The organism is Tatumella morbirosei (assembly GCF_000757425.2).
Taxonomy (GTDB): Bacteria; Pseudomonadota; Gammaproteobacteria; order Enterobacterales; family Enterobacteriaceae; genus Tatumella; species Tatumella morbirosei.
Genome location: NZ_JPKR02000003.1, coordinates 122,543 through 143,170, shown reverse-complemented (window position 1 = coordinate 143,170; position 20,628 = coordinate 122,543). Strand labels below are relative to the sequence as shown.

The following is a 20,628-nucleotide window of genomic DNA, read 5'->3' as shown; positions in this document are numbered from 1 at the left end:
AACCAGAGAATCCAGGGGAAAAAGAAGAATTCAGAATGGGTTTGCGCTGGTGCCGAAGCACCAGCATCGGGCTTTTATACTATGCGTGCCCTGTCTGTTCGGAAGAAATCTCTCCACAGGTCGTATCGGTATCATCGGTGGATGAGGTTTGCTGAGCGGCTCTGTCGGTAATATCGGCCAGCGCATCAGCCACTGAACGGGTCGCAAGCACGTTCAGGGAAGCCTGTTCGGCCTCTTCGGCCAGTGATTTGAAGTACCAGCACACATTCGCGCTGACAATACAGCAAGGTTTTTTTACGTCCGGACGAGAGTTAAGTAATTTTTTCTCTTCGGTGACGGCCAGGTAAATATCACGTAATGAGATACCCGCCGCCGGGCGACCAAGGTGAATCGATCCGGTACGACCGAGAGTCGTTGCAATAATACCGTCACGGGTCAGTGGTACCATCAGTTTACGGATTAAACTGGGATTAGATTCCAGGCCCTGAGCAAGAATTGCACTGGTAGAGCGTTTACCCAGTTGCTCTGCCATAGCAACACTGAGAACCATCTGTAGTGCTGTAGGAAAGCGATAATCTAACATTTACGTTCCTCTGAGAGGTAAAATCCGGTAACAAACAACATCTGACCCCGATATCCTAACAAAAAATCCCCGGAGTGAGAAGCCAGCCGCACCCCCGACCGCAAGTAAGGTTAACTCCTCTCATCTTTCTTACTACCCACCTCCGCCACTCAGTGAATCAATAGTGTTGCCGGATAAATTTTACCCTGATGAGTCCGGGTTCCGTCCCAGCATGGCGGCCCCCATCAATCCGCCCTGCTGATGCCAGGTGGCTGGCACAATCAACGGCGCATTGCAGTGACGGAGTATTTTTGCCCTGACCTCACCGTCCAGCAACGCTATCAGCTTCGCATCCGAAGCCAACCCACCACCGGCCACAACTTTACCTGGCCCCAGGGTATTCACCACCACAGAAAGCACATCACTGACCAGTTGGCTCCATAACCAGATGACCTGCTGTGCCGCGGGATCTCCACTGTGCCACGCATCGATTATCGAACGGCTGTCTTTGGTTTCTGAAAAACAGTGTTGCCAGATTCGCTCCAGGCCGCGGGCTGCCCCAAGTGTGTCCAGACAACCTTGCTGTCCGCAGCCACAATTTAATCTTGGCAGATGGATCTGCCGGCCCTGCCAGATGAATTCAGTCCGTGTAACAGGTCCGTGTCCCCATTCTCCGGTCAGGCCTCCGGTGCCGCGGATAATTTGTTGCTTAAATATCAGTCCGCCACCGACGCCGCTTCCCAGAATAATCCCCAAAACTAAAGAAGTTCCCTGCCCGCTGCCGAGGCAGGCTTCTGCCAACGTGAAACAGTCGGCATCATTGGCAATCACTACCCGCCGCTTAAGCAGCGCGGATAATTCCGCCGTGACCCGATGGCCATTAAATGCAGGAATATTTCCGGCAAGAATCCGGTCGGTATCATTATCGACCACTCCGGCGGCGGAGATAGCAACCGGTGAATCCTCCTCCAGTAAGGGAGCCGCCACGCTCAATAGTTGTTGTAACGCCCGGCCAAAGGCATCCCAGTCGCTGACCGGCATGGGCAGACTGCCGGTGTGATGCAGGTGATCATCAGCCGTCATCACCGCACTTTTAATAAAAGAACCGCCAATATCAAAGCACATTACTGCTGTATTCATTGTCCAACCCCACTGACTGCCCTGTTTCATTACCGTAACAGTATAAAATCTTTTTAATCGCGGGAACATGCTGATTTGACAAAGGATTGACCCGCCAGACAGGCAATTCACGGCATTAGCCACAGCCGCTGCCAGAAATTATATTGCACCGTTGCCAGGACTGGCTTTTTGTCACCGGAATATAGTATGTTGTAACTAGTTTGTCTGCCAGGAGCATTGTATGCGCTATACTCTGGTCTCTGAAATGCGTGAATGCATTGACCGAATGGAATGGCTTCTCGGCCAGTTATCACAACAATTGCAGCAATTGCCGTTACTGTCGGCCAGAGTCTTCGCCCTGCCTCCGGTGATGAAGGGGGATGAGCAACAGGCTGTGGAACGGATATCTGTCCGGCAGATTACGGGAGAAGCCGCCCTGAAACTCTCCCTCGAACATTTCAGCCGGCTGTTTATGCAGCAGCAGTCAGAAACTGTCAGTACCCGTTCGGCGGTACGGCTACCAGGAATGCTATGTCTGAAAGCGGATGCCGGCAGTTTCCAGAAGGCTGAAGAGTGGGTTCAGGAAATTAACCAGCTTAAAAAATTGCTGGAAAAACTGATTACCCGGGACTCCGGACTTTCTTCTGAAGCACGGTTTCCGTTTGTTCATCAGCATTTCCCCGGTCTGATTACCCTTAATGCCTACCGTTCAGTGACCCTGTTACCGGCACCCGCGTCGGTCCATTTTGGCTGGGCCAACAAACACATTATTAAGAATGTGAGTCGTGACGACATCTGTCGCCAGCTTGAGAAAAGCCTGAGTGCCGGGCGGGCCCGTGCCCCCTGGACCCGCGAGCAATGGGCTGAGAAAGTCACCGAGGAACTGGAGATGATTACCGCCCTGCCGGCAGATGCTGTATTAAAGATTAAACGTCCGGTCAAGGTTCAGCCCGTCGCCCGGATATGGGATACGCAGCAAAAAAAACAGCGCCAGCTCCCCTGCCCGACGCCGTTAATTTTTTTCAGTCCGGATAACCAAATTCCGGTCACCGGCGAACTGTCTGATTATGATCAACAGAATATCAATTACCGTTACAAACCTGAGGCCAGACCCATGAGTCTGATTATCCCCCGGTTATGGCTATGGCAGGCCTTATGAGAAACCTAAACCTGCGGGTAAACTGAATTACTGTTTCATACTGCCAACCATATCCTCTGGCCTTACCCATTGGTCGAACTGGTCGGCGGTCAGATAGCCCAGTTTTAATGCAGCATCTTTCAGCGTTAATCCCTGTTTATGGGCGGTTTTGGCAATTTCGGCGGCTTTATCGTAACCGATATGGGTATTCAGTGCCGTCACCAGCATCAACGACTCATTGAGTAGCTGGCTGATCCGTTGACGATTGGGTTCAATCCCCGCAGCACAATGGTGGTTAAAGCTGTCCATACCATCAGACAGCAGCCTTACCGATTGCAGGAAGTTATCGATAATCATTGGCCGGTAGACATTCAGCTCGAAATTACCGGAAGCCCCGCCGATATTCACTGCAACGTCATTGCCAATCACCTGACAACAGACCATGGTCAGGGCTTCACATTGAGTCGGGTTAACTTTGCCTGGCATGATTGAACTGCCTGGCTCATTTTCAGGAATCGACAGTTCACCAATTCCACAACGAGGACCAGAAGCCAGCCAGCGGACGTCATTGGCAATTTTCATCAGTGATGCGGAAAGGCCTTTCAGTGAACCATGAGCATGAACCAGTGCATCACATCCAGACAGGGCTTCAAATTTATTCGGTGCCGTGACAAAAGGTTGTCCGGTGTAATCTGCCAGTTCGGCAGCAACCCGTACTGCATATTCCGGATGAGTATTCAGGCCGGTACCCACCGCCGTTCCCCCCAACGCCAACTCGGCCAGGTGAGGAATGCTCTGCTCCAGATGGCGAAGGTTATGCTGCAACATGGCGACCCAGCCAGAAATTTCCTGGCCCAGTGTCAGCGGCGTTGCATCCTGTAAATGAGTACGACCAATTTTAACAATATCGTTAAACGCCCGGGATTTTTCGCTCAGTACACTGCTGAGTGAATAAAGTTGTGGAATAAGGTGTTCACGCAGAGCAATCACGGCGGCGACATGCATAGCGGTCGGGAAAACATCGTTGGAACTCTGGCTCTTGTTAACATCATCATTAGGATGTACCAGACGCTGCATGCCGCGCTCTCCGCCAAGAATTTCACTCGCACGGTTCGCCAGTACTTCATTCATATTCATATTGGTCTGAGTACCTGAGCCGGTTTGCCAGATGGCCAGAGGAAATTCGGTGGCATGTTTTCCGTCCAGCACTTCGTCTGCGGCCTGGATAATGGCCTGGCTACGCTGTTCAGGTAACAACCCCAGTTGCTGATTTACCACTGCAGCCGCTCGTTTGGTAATGGCCAATGCGTCTATCAGTGCCACCGGCATTTTTTCTGTCGAAATTCGAAAATGCTCCAGCGAGCGTTGGGTCTGAGCCCCCCACAGTTTATCGGCCGGAACTTCAATCGGCCCCATAGAATCCTTTTCGATACGATGAACTGCCATTTCACTTTCTCCTGACGATTGTCGTGATAAACAGACCGGTACCTGTCACCTGCATAGGTCAGCGACCGGCGTTTTGAAATGATACAATATTTTAACATTATGCTCCGCCCCTAACTGGAATGCATTCTCATTTAGCATCATTTACCGTTTTTAATTCTGCCTGACCCTACGAGCTACCCTTTCTGTCACCCTGCACAGTTTTTTCTGCGTAAATAATGGCAAATACCTGCCATCTTCTGTTCGGTTTATTGACAAAACAGTGTTATCTTTTGGGTGTTTAACGTTTTTTCCGTGAATACTGAACCGTCTGTAGCAACGGCAGGCGGCACAGACGATAATGACCGGCAAATGTTACCTCTGCCTTCGCCGGTACTTGCGGCCCGAACACTGCCGGCGGTTACTGATAAGAGATACAAGGACAACTCAAAGATGAAAAAAGCCAATGTTGCCCTGGGTGTAGTTATTGCACTGGGTGTAGTCTGGACCGGCGCGTCATGGTTCACCGGTAAACAAGTCGAATCGAATATTGATCAAATGATTGATCAGGCAAATCAGATGATTGCCAAAAATTATCCCGGCAGCCACCTGCAACTCAGTAAACAAAATTACCAGCGCCATATCTTCAGTTCAGACTTACAACTGGTGTTACAGGGTTCTTCAGACGCCACTGCTGACAGCCTGTTGCCCCCGGGTAAATCTGTCATCCTGAATGAAACTATCGATCATGGTCCGTTTCCGCTGTCACAACTGAAACGATTTAATCTGCTGCCAGCCGCGGCTTCTGTACACTCTGAACTGGTGAATAATGATACGTTGAAAGGTCTGTTTGATCTTTCCGGTGGGCAGTCACCTGTCACCGCAGATACCCGACTGGGTTACAGTAAGTCCACCGATACCCGGCTGAATATTCTGCCGCTGCATTATGCGGACGATACCGGCAAAGTGACCAGCCAGCCGTCGGTGATTGATATCGCGGCTGATGGTGAACAGAACCACATCACTTTTAATGCGGTGATTGGTAATCTGCTGCTGAATTTTACCAATGACCAGAAACTTCCTGTTGAAATGGCCCTGAACGGGCTGAATTTCTCCGGTGATACTCACCTGACCGCCGAAGGATTACGTCTGGGTAGTCAGAAGATGACGCTGACCTCACTGGATACCAAAGTCAATGCCCAACCTGCCGTCTCACTGAAAGGGGCGACTATCGATACTACATTTGATGACAAACAAGGTAAAACCGACGGCAAGCTCAGCTATAACGTGGATGATCTGCAACTGAAACAGCAATCCCTGGGCAGCGCGGCGTTATCTGTCACATTAAGCAATTTTGATACCCTGTCAGTAAAACAGTTTTATGACAATTACAACCAGGTGGTAAAACAGAACCTCGCTGAGGTAGCCTCAGGTAGCCAACAGGACCCGCAGCAGATGCAACAGTCTGTTAATGCAGCCATATTGCAGAACCTGCCACTGTTACTTAAAGGCGCTCCGGTGATATCTGTCGATTCACTCACCCTGAAGAACAGCAAAGGCGAAAGCAGTTTTTCTCTGAAAGCTGATTTTAATGATCCGTCAACCGTGACCACGGCGCCGCAGTCTTTGGGTCAGGTGGCTGACAGTTATATGAAAGATTTGAACGCGACTCTGTCAATCAATATGCCGATGGCGCAGCAACTGGTATCGGTAATCGCTCAGACTCAGGGTTACAGTGCAGAGGATGCGCAAAAATCTGCTGAGCAGCAGATTAAAGGTCTGGCGGCGATGGGTCAGATGTTTCGTCTGACTAAAGTTAACGATCAGGATATCGTCAGTGAAGTGCATTACGCACAGGGTGATGTATCGGTAAACGGCGATAAAATCCCACTCGACCAGTTTATCCAACAATATATCCCGCTATTGCAAGGTGAAGGAACTCAGTAATCGCCTGTCACCGCCATGCCAGGGGCGCTGCTTTGCAGCGCCCTTTTAATCTGGATGACTGCAAAAAAAAACGAACCCCTGAAGGTTCGCTTATTCCGGCAACTGCGTCCTGCGGTTTCTGGCAATACAGTGTGAAAGTTTATTGTTAATCTTCAGTATTGCGGTTTAGCTCTGAAACCAGACAACGGACGCAGATACCCGGGGAATGCTAATGTTAACGACAATCCAGGCAAAATTACAAACTGTCGGTTAAACGATCAACCACAATCCGCCCATGCTGGTCGCGCTGAGTGACCCGGTAATTTGCTGAGTATGAACGACGACAATTCAGTTTATCAGAAAGATCTACAGTACCTTTATGCTGACCATCTCTTCCGACAATAATCCACTGATTTACTTCTTCCTGACCACGATTTTTATGCTGTACGCGGTGAGCATGCTTAAGCTGGTCACCTTCTTCAATTTTTAGATAATCTGTTAACATTTTGCTGACTCCCGTTTGACTTCGTACATCATATTGCGAAACATTTATCCATTCAATCGAATTTGTTAATCGTAAAAACCCTAGCGTTATAAAGGTTATAAAAAATAAAAAATCAGTTTAATCATCCACCTGGCCATTTTTAAGGTTCTAATGACGGGTAAAATACTGGTGTTTTACCCCAGGATATTTTTATACTGTTACGCACTTTTTTTAGAATTAATGAGTGCGCGATGATCAATACCACTTTCCCCCTTACTGACCTCCACCGGCACCTCGACGGTAATATCCGTGCACAGACCATTCTTGAGCTGGGCAGAGAATTTAATATTGCCCTGCCGGCCAGTGATCTTTCTTCTCTGCTGCCGCATGTACAGGTCATGACAACTGAGCCAGACCTGGTCAGCTTTTTGCAGAAACTGGACTGGGGGGTTAAAGTTCTGGGGTCGCTGGACGCCTGCCGGCGTGTTGCACTGGAAAATGTTGCCGATCTTGCGGCGGCGGGTATTCACTATGCTGAATTACGATTCTCCCCGGGTTATATGGCCATGACACATCAGTTACCCGTCGCCGGGGTTGTAGAAGCCGTGATTGAAGGTGTTCGCCAGGGATGCGGGAAGTACGACGTGAAAGTGAATCTGATTGGTATTATGAGCCGGACTTTTGGTGAGTCTGCCTGCCTGCAGGAACTGGACGCATTACTGGAACACCGTGATAACATCACTGCGGTCGATCTGGCCGGTGATGAACTGGGTTTCCCTGGCAGCCAGTTCCTGAGTCATTTCAATAAAGCCCGGGATGCCGGTTTTCGGGTAACCGTCCATGCCGGCGAAGCGGCTGGTCCGGAAAGTATCTGGCAGGCTATTCGTGAACTGGGTGCAGAACGTATTGGACATGGTGTTAAAGCTATCGAAGATCCGGCGCTAATGGATTATATGGCGGAATACGGTATTGGGATTGAATCCTGCCTGACTTCAAATATTCAGACCAGTACCGTGTCATCGTTACAGGCTCATCCACTGAAACGATTTCTTCAACATGGCGTGATGGCCAGTCTTAATACCGATGACCCCGCGGTTCAGGGCATAGAGTTACCTTATGAATACCTGGTTGCCGCCCCTGCCGCCGGGCTGACTGCCGATGAAATTCATCAGGCACAGGAAAACGGTTTGTACATGGCGTTTCTCAGCCAGGCCGAAAAACAGGCCTTACGCCAGAAAGTCAGCGGTTAACCGGAATGACCGGCCGCAGTTACAGTTGAGAGTTCTGACTGACTGGCCGGTTTTCAGCCATCCTGACCATTTTCCGTCCATCAAATTTAATTCTGAGTGCTAAACCCCGCGACAAAAAAACCGGCATGGTTGTTATGCAGGGTCTAATCCCTGATAATACGACCTTTCAACCCCCATGGCATGACAATGACTGACTATCTATTACTCTTTGTTGGCACAGTATTAGTAAATAACTTTGTGCTGGTAAAGTTTCTAGGCCTCTGCCCTTTCATGGGTGTTTCCAAAAAGCTGGAAACCGCTATCGGGATGGGTCTGGCAACCACATTTGTAATCACACTGGCTTCCATCTGTGCGTGGCTGGTGAATCATCTTATCCTGGTGCCGCTGGATCTTGTCTATCTGAGAACCATGGCGTATATCCTGGTGATCGCCGTGACGGTTCAGTTTACCGAGATGGTCGTACGCAAAACCAGCCCGTCGCTGTATCGGTTGCTCGGTATCTTCCTGCCACTGATTACCACTAACTGCGCGGTGCTGGGTGTGCCACTACTCAGTGTTAACCTGAAACAGACCTTTCTGCAGGCTGCACTGTTTGGATTCAGCGCCTCGCTCGGGTTCTCTCTGGTCATGGTACTGTTTGCCGGTATCCGCGAACGTCTGGTGTTGGCGAATGTCCCGGCCCCGTTTAAAGGTTCATCCATTGCATTGGTGACTGCAGGCCTGATGGCGCTGGCATTTATGGGCTTTACGGGGCTGGTGAAATTCTGATGACCGCTATCTGGATTGCTATTGTTTCACTAAGTATTCTCGGCCTGGTGTTTGGCGCTCTGCTGGGCTACGCTTCACGCCGTTTTAAAGTTGAAGAAGACCCGATTGTTGAACAAATAGATGAATTACTGCCACAAAGCCAGTGTGGGCAATGTGGTTACCCGGGCTGCCGTCCTTATGCTGATGCGGTGGGTAATCATGGTGAAATGATCAATAAATGTGCACCAGGCGGTGAGCAGACCATGCTGAAACTGGCAGCACTGCTGAATGTGGAACCGCAGCCTATTGACGGCGATGAAGAAGCTAAAGCCCCTGAACGCAAGGTTGCCTGGATAGACGAAGCGAACTGTATTGGCTGTACCAAGTGTATTCAGGCCTGTCCGGTAGATGCAATTGTCGGTTCCACCCGGGCGATGCACACTGTGCTGACGGATTTGTGCACAGGCTGTGATTTATGTGTCGCCCCCTGCCCGACGGACTGCATAGAAATGCGCCCCGTGGCAACCACCACCGCTAACTGGAAATGGGATTTAAACACCATTCCTGTCCGTGTTATTCCGGTAGAACATCATGCTTAATCTGTTTTCTCGTTTTCGTAGCGAAAAGATTTGGGACTTCAAAGGGGGCATTCACCCGCCGGAGATGAAAACCCAGTCTAACGGTACCCCGCTGGCAGAACTGCCATTACCGGCACAGTTTATTATTCCGTTAAAGCAACACTTAGGCCAGGAAGGCGAAGTCCTGGTTCAGCCGGGCGATAAAGTGCTGCGTGGTCAGCCGTTGACGTTTGGCCGGGGTCGGATGTTACCGGTCCATGCTCCGACCTCCGGAACAGTGACGGCTATTGCTCCACATATTACCGCTCACCCCTCCGGGCTTTCTGAAGCCTGTATTTTTATTCGCCCTGATGGTGAAGATCGATGGATTGAACGTCAGCCAGTAGCAGACTATCAGCAGCATGACCGTCGTGACATTATCCGACTGATCCACGACGCGGGAGTCGCCGGACTGGGTGGTGCCGGGTTCCCGACAGCCACCAAACTGAATGGCGGATTACAGGGGATTAAGACCCTGATTATTAATGCTGCTGAATGCGAACCCTACATTACCGCCGATGACCGGCTGATGCAGGATTATGCCGACGAAATTCTCACCGGATGCCGGATACTCGGCTGGTTGCTTCGTGCAGACCAGGTATTGATTGGTATCGAGGATAACAAACCGGAAGCTATCCGCAGCCTGAAACAGTCGCTGGGAAAAGACACTGACCTGATAGTCCGCGTGATCCCCACCAAGTACCCTTCCGGAGGTGCTAAACAGCTGACCCGGATTCTTACCGGTCTGGAAGTCCCACACGGTGGGCGATCTGCAGATATTGGTGTATTGATGCAGAACGTAGGTACGGCGTTTGCCGTAAAACGGGCGGTCATTGACGGAGAACCCCTGACTGAGCGAGTCGTCACCCTGACCGGTGAAGCCATGGCCCGTCCCCGTAACGTGTGGGGACGCATCGGTACCCCGGTCAGTCATCTGCTTCAACAAGGTGGATTTTCAGCCACTGAGCAGCAACTGGTGATTATGGGAGGGCCACTGATGGGCTTTACCCTGCCATCTCTTGATGTTCCGATGGTGAAAATCACTAACTGTCTACTGGCACCTTCCGCCTCAGAAATGGGCAATAACGAATCAGAGCAGTCCTGTATCCGGTGCAGTGCCTGTGCCGATGCTTGCCCAGCTGGGTTATTGCCACAACAACTGTACTGGTATTGCCAGGGGGGCGATCATGATAAAGCCCGCGCTTATCACCTGAATGACTGCATTGAATGCGGTGCCTGTGCCTATGTCTGCCCCAGTAACATTCCGCTGGTACAGTATTACCGTCAGGAAAAGGCGGAGTTGCAGCAAATTGATCTTGAAGCACAGCGTACCGCTGAAGCTAAAGCTCGTTTTGAAGCCCGCCAGCAGCGTCTGGAACGCGAAAAACAGGCGCGTGAAGCTAAACATGCAGCAGCTAAACGTCGGGTCTCTGCCAGTGAATCGAATGAAATTAGTGCAGCCATAGCCCGGGTAAAAGCCAAATCTGCTGATGCGGGTGAGGCAGTCGAAGTCAAAGCAGGTGCAGTCCCCGACAACAGTGCGGTTATTGCCCAGCGGGAAGCCAGAAAAGCTCAGGCCAGAGCACGCCAGGCGGAGAAAGCCGCTCAGACCGACCCGGTGAGTGAACCGGTACCGGCTGCCGTTGATAGCGAACAGGATCCGCGTAAAGCGGCGGTGGCAGCGGCCATTGCCCGGGCTAAAGCCAAAAAAGCCGCTCAGACCGACCCGGTGAGTGAACCGGTACCGGCTACCGTTGATAACGAACAGGATCCGCGTAAAGCGGCGGTGGCAGCGGCCATTGCCCGGGCTAAAGCCAAAAAAGCCGCTCAGACCGACCCGGTGAGTGAACCCGTTGAAAAACAAGCTCCGGTTATCAGTGAATCAGAGGTCGACCCACGTAAAGCCGCTATCGCTGCGGCTATTGCCCGGGCCAAAGCCAAAAAAGCAGGCCAGAATGTCAGCACAATAGTCACTCCGGCAACTCATTCAGAAAAACGACACCCCGCGACGCCTGTGTTGCAGAATACGACATCTGAGGAATAAATGGCTTTTCGTATATCAAGTTCTCCTTATACCCATAACCGGCGCAGTACCAACCGGATTATGACCCTGGTATTATTGGCAGCCATTCCTGGTCTGGCAGCACAATGGTATTTCTTTGGTTACGGTAACCTGATTCAGGTTGCCCTTGCCGCTCTGACCGCCTGGATAGCGGAAGGCTTAGTATTACGTCTGCGACGCCAACCGGTGTTACCGGTGCTGGCAGATAATTCCGCCCTACTGACCGCCCTGCTGCTTGGCGTCAGCCTGCCCCCGCTGGCTCCCTGGTGGCTTATTGTACTGGGTACCGCGTTTTCCATTATTATCGCCAAACAACTGTATGGCGGGCTGGGCCAGAACCCCTTTAACCCAGCCATGGTGGGTTATGTCGTATTACTGATTTCGTTTCCTGTTCAGATGACCAGCTGGTTGCCACCCGAGGCCTTGCAATCCGTAAAGCCGGGTTTAGGCGATAGTCTGAGCATGATATTTACGGCCCATACCAGTGGCGGCCTGTCGATGCAGGCCCTGCAAATTGGTGTGGATGGAATCAGCCAGGCAACTCCTTTGGATGGATTTAAAACCGGTCTGCGCGCCGGCCATAGTGCGGCACAGTTACTGGAACAGCCTATTTTTCATGGCATTATCGCCGGGCAAGGCTGGCAGTGGATCAATGTCGGCTTCCTGGCGGGTGGTCTGTTTATGCTGGCGACCCGCACTATCCGCTGGCAGATCCCGGTGAGTTATCTGGTTGCGCTGGCGTTCTGCGCCTGTCTTGGCTGGTGGTTGTCCCCAGGTAGCCTCGCACCTCCGATGATGCATCTGTTCTCCGGGGGTACCATGCTTGGCGCGTTCTTCATCGCTACCGACCCTATTTCGGCCTCTACCACCGATAAAGGCCGACTAATCTATGGGGCATTAATTGGAATGCTGACCTGGCTTATCCGGAGTTTCGGTGGTTATCCGGATGGTGTCGCCTTCGCAGTATTGCTGGCAAATATTTGTGTCCCGTTAATTGATTACTACACTCAACCGCGGGTGTATGGCCATCGTAAGGAATAACCGATGCTCGATGCTATCCGAAAAAACGGAGTCACTCTGGCCGTCTTTGCCGCAGTCACCACCGGGATGACCGCTGTGATTAATATGGCGACCAAACCCACGGTTGAACATCAGATGGCGCTGGAACAAAAAGCACTCTTCGACCAGGTCCTTCCGCCGTCGATGTATAATAATAAGCTGCAACAGGAATGTTATGTGGTGCGGGACAAGGCCCTGGGGAATATGGACCCCCACCACCTGTATCTGGCCCGTAAAGATGGAAAACCGGTCGCTGTCGCTCTGGAAACCACCGCGCCGGACGGCTATTCCGGTGCGATTCAAATGCTGGTTGGCGCTGATTTCCACGGCAAAGTGCTCGGTGTACGGGTTGTCGAACAGCACGAAACGCCGGGGCTGGGCGATAAAATTGAATTGCGCATCTCGGACTGGATCACCCATTTTTCCGGGGTGGTGTTACATGGCGCTGATGACAAACACTTTGCGGTTAAAAAAGACGGTGGCGATTTCGACCAGTTTACCGGTGCGACTATAACCCCCCGTGCGGTAGTGAATGCCACAAAACGCACGACCCTGTATATCGAAACACTGCCATCGCAGCTGTCATCGCTGCCTGATTGTGGAGAAACTCAATGAGTGAAGCTAAAAAACTATTGATTGGCGGCTTGTGGAAAAATAACTCCGCACTGGTCCAGTTACTGGGATTATGCCCGCTATTAGCCGTTACGTCGACTGCGACCAATGCGCTGGGGTTGGGGCTGGCAACCACCCTGGTACTGACCATTACTAACAGTGCTATTTCGTTATCCCGACGCTGGATGCCTACGGAAATCCGAATTCCGATTTATGTGATGATCATTGCCTCAGTGGTCAGCTGCGTTCAGATGTTGATTAGTGCCTATGCTCACAGCCTGTATCAGTCACTCGGGATCTTTATCCCGTTGATTGTGACTAACTGTATTGTGGTGGGCCGTGCAGAAGCCGTTGCCTCCAAATCTAATCTGGCGCTCTCTGCACTGGATGGCTTCTCTATCGGGATGGGGGCGACCTGTGCCATGGTAACGCTGGGATCTATCCGCGAAATTATCGGTAATGGCACCATTTTTAACGGTGCCGATCAGTTGCTTGGCCCCTGGGCCAAAGTATTACGGATTCAGGTGTTCCACTTTGATTCTCCAATGTTACTGGCCATGTTGCCACCGGGTGCCTTTATCGGCCTCGGTATGCTGCTGGCTCTGAAATATCTTATTGATCAACGCACCCGACAACACGCGGAACACAAGGCCGCTGCCGCAGCCAATGCTGCCTCTGCCTTGCCACAGAGTGCTTCGGCCGCTTCTGCGCCTCTGCCAGCCGGAAAAGTGTCGTGAATAAAGAGAAACGTTATCAGATTCTAAGCCGGTTACGGGCGAATAACCCGCACCCGACCACTGAACTCAACTTTTCTTCTCCGTTTGAACTACTGATAGCCGTTCTGTTGTCAGCTCAGGCAACAGATGTCAGTGTCAACAAAGCGACCGTGGGTCTGTTTTCGAAAGCACCGACACCAGAAAAAATGCTCGAGCTTGGTGAAGAGGGTGTTCGTGAATGTATAAAAACCATCGGCCTGTTTAACAGCAAGGCTGCGAATGTCATCAGGACCTGCCAGATCCTTGTCAGCAAGCATTTAAGTCAGGTTCCGGAAAATCGTGAAGCTTTAGAAGCGTTGCCTGGTGTTGGCAGAAAAACGGCTAATGTGGTCCTGAATACTGCTTTTGGCTGGCCAACCATTGCAGTGGATACTCATATTTTTCGGGTATCAAACCGGACTGGTTTCGCCCCCGGCAAAAATGTTGACCTGGTTGAGCAAAAATTACTCAAGGTTGTTCCTGCAGAATTCAAAGTTGACTGTCACCACTGGTTAATTTTACACGGACGTTACACCTGCATTGCCCGCAAGCCCCGCTGCGGTTCCTGTCTGATAGAAGATTTGTGCGAATACCGCGAAAAAACTGATTAATCCCACCAAAAAACTCATTTTATTTCTGCCTTTTAGCACAGATGCACAATCCGGCGCATCTGTGTTTATTTCAAAGTTAAATCATAGAGTTGCACAGCCACTTAATTTTAGTCGTAAACTATCAGGGATTTTTATGGCTATTTTTTCAGCGGCGGGTTGACCTTATATGCTACGAACAAACATTCCTTATATCCTGCCAACTATCGGTTTAATAACCTTTAAAACCAGATAAACAACAGACACATAGTATCAACGACTAAATTAATTGCATTGCATAGCAATTTAATTCAAATACCCTGTGATTGCATTCACTGCCAACATTCATTATTCTTTAAAACAGGCAGTGAGATTTTTTCGATATATAATCATACACATCACATCATTAACAAATTTAAAATCTGCATAATGCATCCCGCCACCTATTTTATGGTGTCAATGTTATTTTGTTTTTGTTGTCTGCTTTTGTCGTCCCGCAGCCTGAAAAAAATGACGATCATGCGCAACCAGACGCATGGCACACACTTAATTCCTGCCGTAAAACAGGGTAAAAAGCACAGAGGTACAAGTGTCTACTGCAAACAATCCGGAAAACCAGCCCAGCCTGAATGCCTTCAGGCAGCCGAAAGCCTTCTATCTGATCTTCACCATCGAACTCTGGGAGCGTTTCGGTTATTACGGTTTACAGGCTATTATGGCCGTCTACCTGGTCAGACAACTGGGTATGTCAGAAGCTGAGTCTGTCACCCTGTTCTCTTCATTTAGCGCCCTGGTCTATGGTCTTGTCTCCATTGGTGGCTGGCTCGGCGATAAAGTTCTGGGGACTAAGCGGGTGATTACCCTCGGTACCATTGTTCTGGCGCTGGGCTATGCGATGATTGCTTACTCAGGTCACCATGTCAGCATAGTCTATATTGGCATGGCAACCATTGCCGTCGGCAGCGGTCTGTTTAAAGCCAACCCTTCCTCGCTGTTATCAACCTGCTACAAGAAAGATGATCCGCGTCTGGATGGTGCTTTCACCATGTTCTATATGTCGATTAACATCGGCTCACTATTCTCTATGATGCTCACTCCCTGGCTTGCCAGCAAATACGGATGGAGTGTTGCTTTTTCACTGTCGGTCGTCGGGCTGGTCTTTACCCTTATCAATTTCCTGAGTTTGCAATCCGTGGTTAAGCAACAGGGATCTGCGGCTGACTTCCGTCCTTTGCATTTAGGTAAACTGCTGGCCACCCTGGTCGGTATTGTGGTACTGGTCGCTGTTGCCACCTGGTTACTGCACCATCAGCACATTGCCCGTATCGCGTTAGGGGTAATCGCTATTGCGATTGTGCTGCTGTTCGCCAAAGAAACCTTCGCGTTGCAGGGTGCAGCACGCCGCAAAATGATCGTTGCCTTTATCCTGATGCTTGAAGCCGTGGTGTTTTTTGTTCTGTATATGCAGATGCCAACCTCGCTGAATTTCTTTGCTATCCGTAACGTTGGCCATCAAATTTTTGGCATTACTTTTGAACCTGAGCAATTCCAGGCCCTGAATCCTTTCTGGATTATGGTTGCCAGCCCGTTACTGGCCATGCTGTATAACAAAATGGGTGACCGGCTGCCCATGCCATTTAAATTTTCTATCGGTATGCTGCTGTGTTCAGCAGCGTTTTTGGTGCTGCCACTGGGTGCAATGTATGCTAACCAGCAAGGTATTGTTTCCATCAACTGGCTGATTTTAAGCTATGCGTTGCAAAGTGTCGGTGAGCTGATGATCTCCGGGCTGGGTCTGGCGATGGTAGCCCAACTGGTACCGCAGCGACTGATGGGCTTTATCATGGGCTCCTGGTTTCTGACCACCGCAGGTGCCGCAGTGATTGCCGGGAAAATTGCCGCGCTAATGGCAGTCCCGGATAATGTGACTGACCCACTGATGTCGTTGAATGTCTATGGGCATGTATTTAAACAAATTGGGATCAGCACGCTGGTGATTGCCGTTATTATGCTGCTTTCAGCGCCACTACTGAACAAAATGACCCGCGATTAATTCGCAGACATGATAAAAATCCCCGCCAGTTCATTGACGGGGATTTTTTTGTGCGGTGACCGACAGGATTCATGGCCGGAGATAGTCAGCCACGGTCCTGGCCAACCAGTCCATAAACACCCTGACCCTGCGCGGCACATTGCGCCTGTCAGGATAAAGCAAAGAGACCGGCATCGGCCTTGCCGGCAACCCAGGCAAAATCTCCTGTAATTGACCGCTCAGTATCAGTGGCCTGACGCCACTGGAGGGCACCTGAATAATCCCTAACCCTGCCAGGCAGGCGGTACGGTAAGTCTCCGTACTGTTGACTGTGACAGCACCTCCTACCGGATAATAGTGACTCTGTTTACCATCAAAATATTCGAATCCCTGTGAGGGCTGACCAAGATGCTGACTATAATGCACCATCGCGTGCTGAGACAGATCTTCTGAATGTTCCGGGACTCCAAAACGCGCCAGATAATCAGGGCTTGCACAGTTAATCATCTGATGCACCCCAAGCGGCCTCACTATCATCCCGGAGTCTTTAAGTTCTCCGGCTCTGATTACGCAGTCGAATCCTTCACCGACAATATCAACCTGGCGATCACTGCTGCTGAGTTCGATCTCTACCCCGGGGTATTGCTGCAGGAACTCTGGCAGTCTCGGCAGGATAAACCCGGTCGCCATCGCCACTGACATATCGACCCGCAGTTTGCCGCTGAGTGTTGCCGGCTCCATTTGAAACAGACTGTCCATATCATCCAGCATCGACAATAGCTCAATACAGCGTTCGTAACAGACCAGTCCGTCGTAGGTCAGTTGAACCTGACGCGTGGTTCGATGCAACAAACGAGTGCCCATCTGGTTTTCAAGAGCCTGTAACTGCCGTGAGACACTGGCTTTAGGCAACCCCAGGCTTTCGGCAGCCCGGGTGAAACTCCCCATCTCTGCGACCCGGACAAATACCTGCATTGCCTGAATTTTATCCACGCCCTCTCCTGATTGTTGTCATAAACGAAACACTGATATCCGTTATAGCCGGTTTATTGTTTTATTATTAACGAATATCCTCATTGACGTCTTGTTATTTCATCAGTGGAGTTACTATGAGCCAGAAAATTGCATTAATTACCGGTGGAAATCGTGGTCTGGGTAAAAATGGAGCCTTAAAGCTCGCCGCCCGTGGCATAGATATCATTTTTACCTGGCGCAGCCATCCTGAAGAAGCTCAGGCAGTGGTGAAAGAAATTGAAGCTTTGGGTGCCCGTGCAGCCGCATTACAGCTCGATATCGGGGACAGTTCGCAGTTTGAAGCTTTTACTCAGCAGGTCGCAACATTACTGAAACAGCGGTGGCACCGTGATAACTTTGATTATTTAGTGAACAATGCCGGCCATGGGCATTACAAACTGTTCAGTGAGACAACAGAACAGGAGTTCGATGCACTGGTGAACGTACACTTTAAAGGTCCCTATTTTCTGACCCAGCGATTACTGCCACTGATTAGCGATGGCGGGCGGATTCTGAATATCTCCAGCGGGCTTACCCGGATGACCTATCCGGGGTCTTCCACTTATGCGGCCATGAAAGGCGCAATGGAGGTACTGACCCGCTATCAGGCCAAAGAACTGGGTGAACGCCGTATTCGGGTTAATATTTTGGCACCGGGCGCCATAGAGACTGATTTCGGTGGCGGACGGGTTCGCGATACCCGTGAAATTAACGATACTATTGCCTCACTAACGGCACTGGGCCGCGTTGGCTTACCGGATGATATCGGCGATGCCATCAGTGCCATTCTGAGTGATGAAACCGGTTGGATCACCGCACAACGTATCGAAGTATCAGGTGGGCAAGCGTTGTAAGGGTCTGGTTCAGCTGAGCAGAATGTCCCGGAGCTGTTTTAAACAGCGGCAGCATTGTCCGGAAATCGAAGAGTCATTTTTGCCGGATAACCTCCTCAGGGCTGGCTATCCGGCGATTGAAAAGAGTTAACTGAGGCGTTCTGCGACAAAATGATGTTCCGGATGAGCGATCTGATCCTGCGCCGCTACCAGTTGCAACTCATATTCCCCCATCTGATGTGTTTTGAGCATCACTTCATAAACTGCCGCAGTCACATGTTCAAGAGCATCCTGCAATGATTTTCCGTACAGCAGATCCACCAGCAATAACCCACAGGTTAAATCACCGACACCTACCGGCTGTCGGACGCCAAAATCGACCAGCGGACGGCTGATATGCCAGGCTTCTTCGGCAGTCACCAGCAACATTTCAAACTGATCGCTGCGTCTGCCCGCACGTGAAAGATGTTTCACCAGAACAATCCGCGGGCCACTGGCTATCAGTTGACGACTGGCATCGACACACTCATCAATATTACTAAGCTGACGCTCACTGAGCATTTCCAGTTCCAGCAGATTAGGCGCAATGATATCGCTGGCAGGCAGTGCCGACTTGCAATGGAATTCCGCTACTCCCGGCGCCACAATACAGCCCTTCTCCGGATGTCCCATCACTGGGTCGCAAAAATACCAGGCCTGTGGGTTGGCTTCTTTTACCTGTCGAACGATCTCAAGGATTTTTTCTCCCTGTTCCGCAGACCCCAGATAGCCACTCAGCACCGCATCACAGGTTTTTAGCCGATCAATTTCTGCAATCCCTTTAACGATATCGGTCAGGTGTTCTGCCGGCATTACAGTACCGGTCCAGTGTCCGTACTGGGTATGGTTAGAAAACTGGACGGTATTAAGTGGCCAGACATTGGCCCCCATTCGCCGCATCGGAAATTCAGCGGCGGCATTACCTGCATGTCCGTAAACGACATGAGATTGTATTGCGAGAATATTTTTCATTATTGAACGACATCTTTGCTGTTATCTGAACCAAAAAAAAGGCCGGAGACCGGCCTTTTCATCTGTTGTTTATTGCCAGTTAATCAGGCAGTAATGCTTTTTACCACGACGCAACACGGTATAACGACCAAACAGCTTATCCGCATCACTGAACTGATATTCGGCATTCGATTGTTTTTCGCCGTTAATCGCCACCGCATTCGAAGAGATTAAAGTGCGTGCCTGACCACGGGAAGGTACCAGTTCTGCCGCTACCAGGGCTTGTTGCAGATCATCCCCTTGTGAAAGAGTGACTGTCGGCATACCATCCTGCGCCAGTTGAGCGAAGTCTTCCCCGGTCAGCGAACTCAGTGCGCCAGAAAACAGGCTCTCTGTAATACGTCTTGCTGCTGCCAGACCTTCTTCACCATGCACCAGCTGTGTGACCTGTTCAGCCAACACATACTGCGCACGAGGGGCTTTACCACTTTGCTGGTCTTCTTCCTGTAGTGCATTGATTTCATCAATACTCATAAAGGTGAAAAACTTCAGGAACCGATAAACATCAGCGTCTGCCGTATTAATCCAGAACTGATAAAATTTATACGGGCTGGTTTTTTTCGCATCCAGCCAGACAGCTCCACCTTCGGTTTTACCGAATTTGGTACCATCCGACTTGGTAATTAACGGCACAGTCAGGCCGAACACCTGGTTCTGATGCAAACGGCGGGTCAGGTCGATACCTGAGGTAATATTTCCCCATTGGTCAGAGCCACCAATCTGCAGACAAACATCGTGTAATTTGTTCAGACAGGCAAAATCATAACCCTGTAACAGGTTATAAGAGAATTCGGTAAACGAAATCCCCTGATCATCGCGGTTCAGACGTTGTTTGACCGCTTCCTTATTAATCATCTGATTAACAGAGAAATGCTTACCAATATCCCGCAGGAAGGTCAGCACATTCATGCTGCCAAACCAGTCATAGTTGTTCGCTGCTATAGCACTGTTATCACCGCAGTCAAAATCCAGGAACGGGGATACCTGATGCCGAATTTTTTCCACCCATTCACCGACCGTTTCGGAAGTGTTCAGCTTACGCTCACTGGCTTTGAAGCTCGGGTCCCCAATCAACCCTGTAGCCCCACCCACCAGTGCGACCGGTTTATGGCCAGCATCCTGAAAACGTTTCAGGCAAAGTAACGGTACCAGATGGCCCAGATGGAGGCTGTCTGCGGTAGGATCAAAGCCGCAATACAGTGCAACAGGACCTTTGGCCAGTCGCTCTGATAACGCCTCTTCATCCGTTACCTGGGCGATCAGGCCCCTTTCCTGCAATTGTTGTATCAGGTTACTGCTGGTCATTAACGACTCCAAATTGAACAGACTGCACCTTCGCTGGTACACAGCTTTTCGCCA

19 protein-coding genes are annotated in these 20,628 nt (G+C 50.5%); 12 read left to right on the top strand and 7 right to left on the bottom strand.

Annotated elements, in window-relative coordinates:
- Nucleotides 1-79 precede the first annotated feature (79 nt).
- Both HA49_RS03540 and HA49_RS03535 read right to left on the bottom strand, forming a co-directional pair.
- The gene (locus tag HA49_RS03540; protein WP_084706355.1) at nt 80-583 is read right to left on the bottom strand and encodes an RrF2 family transcriptional regulator; all 504 of its coding nucleotides are present in this window, start codon (nt 581-583) and stop codon (nt 80-82) included.
- A gap of 180 nt (nt 584-763) precedes the next feature.
- On the bottom strand, nt 764-1,702 hold the full coding sequence (locus tag HA49_RS03535) for an ROK family protein (protein ID WP_038020883.1): 939 nt from the start codon (nt 1,700-1,702) through the stop codon (nt 764-766).
- A 220-nt stretch (nt 1,703-1,922) separates the two neighbouring features.
- Between HA49_RS03535 and tus the strand changes: the two genes are divergently transcribed.
- Nucleotides 1,923-2,840 carry a DNA replication terminus site-binding protein gene (gene tus, locus HA49_RS03530; RefSeq protein ID WP_038020567.1) on the top strand — a complete coding sequence of 306 codons (918 nt, stop codon included), beginning with the start codon at nt 1,923-1,925 and terminating at the stop codon, nt 2,838-2,840.
- A 27-nt stretch (nt 2,841-2,867) separates the two neighbouring features.
- Here tus and fumC read toward each other — a convergent pair whose 3' ends face one another.
- Nucleotides 2,868-4,265 carry a class II fumarate hydratase gene (gene fumC / locus HA49_RS03525; protein WP_038020566.1) on the bottom strand — a complete coding sequence of 466 codons (1,398 nt, stop codon included), beginning with the start codon at nt 4,263-4,265 and terminating at the stop codon, nt 2,868-2,870.
- Between the two features lie 429 nt (nt 4,266-4,694).
- Between fumC and HA49_RS03520 the strand changes: the two genes are divergently transcribed.
- The gene (locus HA49_RS03520; RefSeq protein WP_038020882.1) at nt 4,695-6,188 is read left to right on the top strand and encodes a YdgA family protein; all 1,494 of its coding nucleotides are present in this window, start codon (nt 4,695-4,697) and stop codon (nt 6,186-6,188) included.
- A 235-nt stretch (nt 6,189-6,423) separates the two neighbouring features.
- On the opposite strand, the gene HA49_RS03515 is transcribed toward HA49_RS03520, so the two are convergent.
- On the bottom strand, nt 6,424-6,672 hold the full coding sequence (locus HA49_RS03515; RefSeq protein ID WP_038020565.1) for a hypothetical protein: 249 nt from the start codon (nt 6,670-6,672) through the stop codon (nt 6,424-6,426).
- Nucleotides 6,673-6,902: 230 nt separating this feature from the next.
- Between HA49_RS03515 and add the strand changes: the two genes are divergently transcribed.
- The 9 genes from add to dtpA all read left to right on the top strand — a co-directional run bounded on the left by add (nt 6,903) and on the right by dtpA (nt 16,393).
- Nucleotides 6,903-7,901 carry an adenosine deaminase gene (gene add / locus HA49_RS03510; protein WP_038020564.1) on the top strand — a complete coding sequence of 333 codons (999 nt, stop codon included), beginning with the start codon at nt 6,903-6,905 and terminating at the stop codon, nt 7,899-7,901.
- Between the two features lie 186 nt (nt 7,902-8,087).
- On the top strand, nt 8,088-8,669 hold the full coding sequence (rsxA, locus tag HA49_RS03505; protein WP_038020563.1) for an electron transport complex subunit RsxA: 582 nt from the start codon (nt 8,088-8,090) through the stop codon (nt 8,667-8,669).
- Nucleotides 8,669-9,247, top strand: a complete 579-nt coding sequence (gene rsxB / locus HA49_RS03500; RefSeq protein ID WP_038020562.1) for an electron transport complex subunit RsxB — start codon at nt 8,669-8,671, stop codon at nt 9,245-9,247. The genes rsxA and rsxB overlap by 1 nt, the downstream gene beginning before the upstream one ends.
- The gene (gene rsxC, locus HA49_RS03495) at nt 9,240-11,309 is read left to right on the top strand and encodes an electron transport complex subunit RsxC (RefSeq protein WP_046791656.1); all 2,070 of its coding nucleotides are present in this window, start codon (nt 9,240-9,242) and stop codon (nt 11,307-11,309) included. The genes rsxB and rsxC overlap by 8 nt, the downstream gene beginning before the upstream one ends.
- Nucleotides 11,310-12,368: an electron transport complex subunit RsxD gene (rsxD, locus tag HA49_RS03490; protein ID WP_038020561.1), complete on the top strand. Its 1,059-nt coding sequence runs from the start codon at nt 11,310-11,312 to the stop codon at nt 12,366-12,368.
- A 3-nt stretch (nt 12,369-12,371) separates the two neighbouring features.
- Nucleotides 12,372-13,001, top strand: a complete 630-nt coding sequence (gene rsxG, locus HA49_RS03485) for an electron transport complex subunit RsxG (protein ID WP_038020560.1) — start codon at nt 12,372-12,374, stop codon at nt 12,999-13,001.
- Nucleotides 12,998-13,735: an electron transport complex subunit E gene (locus HA49_RS03480; protein ID WP_038020559.1), complete on the top strand. Its 738-nt coding sequence runs from the start codon at nt 12,998-13,000 to the stop codon at nt 13,733-13,735. Before rsxG ends, HA49_RS03480 begins: the two co-directional genes overlap by 4 nt.
- Nucleotides 13,732-14,364 (top strand): endonuclease III, encoded by a 633-nt coding sequence (nth, locus tag HA49_RS03475; RefSeq protein ID WP_038020558.1) that lies wholly within the window; start codon nt 13,732-13,734, stop codon nt 14,362-14,364. Before HA49_RS03480 ends, nth begins: the two co-directional genes overlap by 4 nt.
- Before the next feature lie 565 nt (nt 14,365-14,929).
- On the top strand, nt 14,930-16,393 hold the full coding sequence (dtpA, locus tag HA49_RS03470) for a dipeptide/tripeptide permease DtpA (RefSeq protein ID WP_038020557.1): 1,464 nt from the start codon (nt 14,930-14,932) through the stop codon (nt 16,391-16,393).
- 69 nt (nt 16,394-16,462) lie between these two features.
- Here dtpA and HA49_RS03465 read toward each other — a convergent pair whose 3' ends face one another.
- A complete protein-coding gene (locus tag HA49_RS03465; RefSeq protein ID WP_038020556.1) occupies nt 16,463-17,365 on the bottom strand; it encodes a LysR family transcriptional regulator in 903 nt (300 codons plus the stop codon).
- A gap of 116 nt (nt 17,366-17,481) precedes the next feature.
- Between HA49_RS03465 and HA49_RS03460 the strand changes: the two genes are divergently transcribed.
- Nucleotides 17,482-18,240, top strand: a complete 759-nt coding sequence (locus HA49_RS03460; protein WP_038020555.1) for an SDR family NAD(P)-dependent oxidoreductase — start codon at nt 17,482-17,484, stop codon at nt 18,238-18,240.
- A gap of 126 nt (nt 18,241-18,366) precedes the next feature.
- On the opposite strand, the gene pdxY is transcribed toward HA49_RS03460, so the two are convergent.
- Nucleotides 18,367-19,230 (bottom strand): pyridoxal kinase PdxY, encoded by an 864-nt coding sequence (pdxY, locus tag HA49_RS03455; protein ID WP_038020554.1) that lies wholly within the window; start codon nt 19,228-19,230, stop codon nt 18,367-18,369.
- A 69-nt stretch (nt 19,231-19,299) separates the two neighbouring features.
- On the bottom strand, nt 19,300-20,574 hold the full coding sequence (gene tyrS, locus HA49_RS03450) for a tyrosine--tRNA ligase (protein ID WP_038020553.1): 1,275 nt from the start codon (nt 20,572-20,574) through the stop codon (nt 19,300-19,302).
- Nucleotides 20,575-20,628 lie beyond the last annotated feature (54 nt).

What these genes read in the sequence shown, in the direction of transcription:
- tyrS (WP_038020553.1), bottom strand. Translation starts at nt 20,574, where the DNA reads ATGACCAGCAGTAACCTGATACAACAATTGCAGGAAAGGGGCCTGATC.
- HA49_RS03540 (WP_084706355.1), bottom strand. Translation starts at nt 583, where the DNA reads ATGTTAGATTATCGCTTTCCTACAGCACTACAGATGGTTCTCAGTGTT.
- pdxY (WP_038020554.1), bottom strand. Translation starts at nt 19,230, where the DNA reads ATGAAAAATATTCTCGCAATACAATCTCATGTCGTTTACGGACATGCA.
- HA49_RS03520 (WP_038020882.1), top strand. Translation starts at nt 4,695, where the DNA reads ATGAAAAAAGCCAATGTTGCCCTGGGTGTAGTTATTGCACTGGGTGTA.
- rsxB (WP_038020562.1), top strand. Translation starts at nt 8,669, where the DNA reads ATGACCGCTATCTGGATTGCTATTGTTTCACTAAGTATTCTCGGCCTG.
- add (WP_038020564.1), top strand. Translation starts at nt 6,903, where the DNA reads ATGATCAATACCACTTTCCCCCTTACTGACCTCCACCGGCACCTCGAC.
- HA49_RS03535 (WP_038020883.1), bottom strand. Translation starts at nt 1,702, where the DNA reads ATGAATACAGCAGTAATGTGCTTTGATATTGGCGGTTCTTTTATTAAA.
- fumC (WP_038020566.1), bottom strand. Translation starts at nt 4,265, where the DNA reads ATGGCAGTTCATCGTATCGAAAAGGATTCTATGGGGCCGATTGAAGTT.
- tus (WP_038020567.1), top strand. Translation starts at nt 1,923, where the DNA reads ATGCGCTATACTCTGGTCTCTGAAATGCGTGAATGCATTGACCGAATG.
- HA49_RS03515 (WP_038020565.1), bottom strand. Translation starts at nt 6,672, where the DNA reads ATGTTAACAGATTATCTAAAAATTGAAGAAGGTGACCAGCTTAAGCAT.
- HA49_RS03480 (WP_038020559.1), top strand. Translation starts at nt 12,998, where the DNA reads ATGAGTGAAGCTAAAAAACTATTGATTGGCGGCTTGTGGAAAAATAAC.
- HA49_RS03460 (WP_038020555.1), top strand. Translation starts at nt 17,482, where the DNA reads ATGAGCCAGAAAATTGCATTAATTACCGGTGGAAATCGTGGTCTGGGT.
- rsxA (WP_038020563.1), top strand. Translation starts at nt 8,088, where the DNA reads ATGACTGACTATCTATTACTCTTTGTTGGCACAGTATTAGTAAATAAC.
- rsxG (WP_038020560.1), top strand. Translation starts at nt 12,372, where the DNA reads ATGCTCGATGCTATCCGAAAAAACGGAGTCACTCTGGCCGTCTTTGCC.
- rsxD (WP_038020561.1), top strand. Translation starts at nt 11,310, where the DNA reads ATGGCTTTTCGTATATCAAGTTCTCCTTATACCCATAACCGGCGCAGT.
- rsxC (WP_046791656.1), top strand. Translation starts at nt 9,240, where the DNA reads ATGCTTAATCTGTTTTCTCGTTTTCGTAGCGAAAAGATTTGGGACTTC.